The organism is Chroococcidiopsis sp. CCALA 051 (assembly GCF_003015105.1).
Lineage (GTDB): Bacteria > Cyanobacteriota > Cyanobacteriia > Cyanobacteriales > Chroococcidiopsidaceae > Chroococcidiopsis > Chroococcidiopsis thermalis.
In genome coordinates this window covers 1-2,117 of sequence record NZ_PYCI01000259.1, presented here as the reverse complement: position 1 = coordinate 2,117, position 2,117 = coordinate 1, and the positions used below count along the sequence as shown (strand labels likewise).

Genomic DNA, 2,117 nt, shown 5'->3' with positions numbered 1-2,117 from the left:
ACTCACCACACCCCACACCCCACACCCCACACCCTATTTACTGCTGGTTCCACTAGCCACCAGCCACTAGTCACTCTCTACTGTCAACCACCTATTACCAATTACCTATTACCTATTACCACTTATGACTAATCTGTCTAAAGAAAGAGGAGAACGGGCGGCTATTTTGTCATTTTGAGTACAGATTGAATACAGATATTTCCAGCGTTCAATTGCGTAGCATCACCAACTGCCAATCGTTAAAGTTTACCAATTTTATATCTGCATTTATGCAGAGGGGGCTGCTAGGATGTCTATTACGAAGCGAGAATCTGGAAGTGCGATCGTCTTTGAGGCTCATAACGGTGGTGTGGTGGCATTCTGTCGTCAGGGAGCTTGTTATGTAAATCCTCTGTGTACGTCGGGTGTTAAGAGTAGTGTTTTATCTCTGATGCCGAAAGATGTGGTCTTAGAGGAGTTGCAAACAACCTCTGAGTTCCTGGAATTGCTGGCAAAGAAGTAAAGTGAAGGCTTGTGTCGTTCTGGGTTAGTTTTTCATAGAATTAACCTGCTCGTGCCACCATCGAGAGGACGACTGCTGGGTTGAATTGTTCGTTCAATTCAACCTAGAAATTGCGATCGCCATTCGTTCTACAGATAAATATTGATACTTCTCAATTGTTAAATTTTTTCTTCATTTTTTGTTAAAAAAAACACAATTTTGACCCCAAAAGATTTGGTGTTATGTAACGTTGATTATTTTTGACAATAAGTGGTTATTTTTGATACAAATTCTCCTGCGTTCTAATCCTTATGATGCGCTATGTCCGCGCAGCTTTAGGGGAATTTGAATGCCGAAAACGCTTTTCAAAGTCGATCTAACTAAGCCAATGGATCAGCAGGAACTCCCTGGACACAACCGCTGGCATCCTGATATTCCTGCCGTGGTTTCGGTGAACCCAGGTGATGTCTTCCGCATTGAGTGTAAAGATTGGACGGACGGACAGATTAAAAATAACGATAATCCTGACGATATCCGCGATGTCGATTTAACGGTCGTCCACGTATTGAGCGGTCCCATCTGGGTCAACGGCGCTCAACCAGGAGACATATTAGTTGTCGATTTGCTTGATATTGGCGCATTGCAGGGCGATGAGTGGGGCTTTACTGGCATTTTTGCCAAAGACAACGGTGGTGGCTTTCTGACCGACCACTACCCCAATCATGCTAAGGCAATTTGGGATCTGGAGGGCATTTATACCAGTTCTCGTCACATCCCAGGCGTGCGCTTTGCTGGTATTACTCACCCTGGTTTAATTGGTTGCGCTCCCTCACACGACTTACTGGCAACATGGAATAAGCGGGAAGCAGAGTTAGTTTCAACAGCTCCCGATTTACGGACTTATGGAGCGGGATTAGCGGCGAATATGCCAGTTTATGCGGCTCTACCAAACCCAAAAAATGCCATTTTGGGTCAAGTCGCACCAGCAGATTTCGATCGCATTGCGGCTGAAGGTGCGCGTACCGTCCCCCCTCGCGAACACGGTGGTAACTGTGATATCAAGAATCTCTCCAAAGGAACGCGGATTTATTTCCCCGTCTACGTGGAAGGTGCAAAGCTATCGATGGGAGATATTCACTTCTCGCAAGGGGACGGGGAAATCTCATTTTGCGGTGCGATTGAGATGTCTGGTTATATTGACTTGCATGTAGACATCATCAAAGGTGGCGTAGAAAAATACGGCATGGTCAACCCAATTTTTAAACCAGGTCCCGTAGAACCGCGCTATTCGGAGTATCTCGTATTTGAAGGGATCTCTGTAGACGAATATACAGGCAAACAATACTTCATGGACGTGCATATTGCCTACCGTCGTGCTTGTTTAAATGCGATCGAATATCTGAAGAAATTCGGTTTTACAGGCGAACAAGCCTATTTATTGCTCAGTTGTGCGCCAGTAGAAGGAAGAGTCAGCGGTATTGTTGATATTCCCAATGCTTGTTGTACGCTAGCAATTCCGACGGAGATTTTCGACAAGAATATTTTGCCTGTTTAGTCATTGGTCATTGGTCATTAGTCATTGGTCATTTGTTATTTGTAGTTACTAAATTTTGACTTTTGACTTTTGACTTTTGAC

2 protein-coding genes are annotated in these 2,117 nt (G+C 44.5%); both read left to right on the top strand.

The features are described from left to right. The first annotated feature begins 289 nt into the window (after positions 1-289). Positions 290-502, top strand: coding sequence for a hypothetical protein (locus tag C7Y66_RS30740; protein WP_015153668.1), 213 nt, complete (start codon positions 290-292; stop codon positions 500-502). Positions 503-830: 328 nt separating this feature from the next. Beyond that, positions 831-2,036: a formamidase gene (fmdA, locus tag C7Y66_RS30385; protein WP_106548375.1), complete on the top strand. Its 1,206-nt coding sequence runs from the start codon at positions 831-833 to the stop codon at positions 2,034-2,036. The last annotated feature ends 81 nt before the right edge of the window (positions 2,037-2,117 follow it).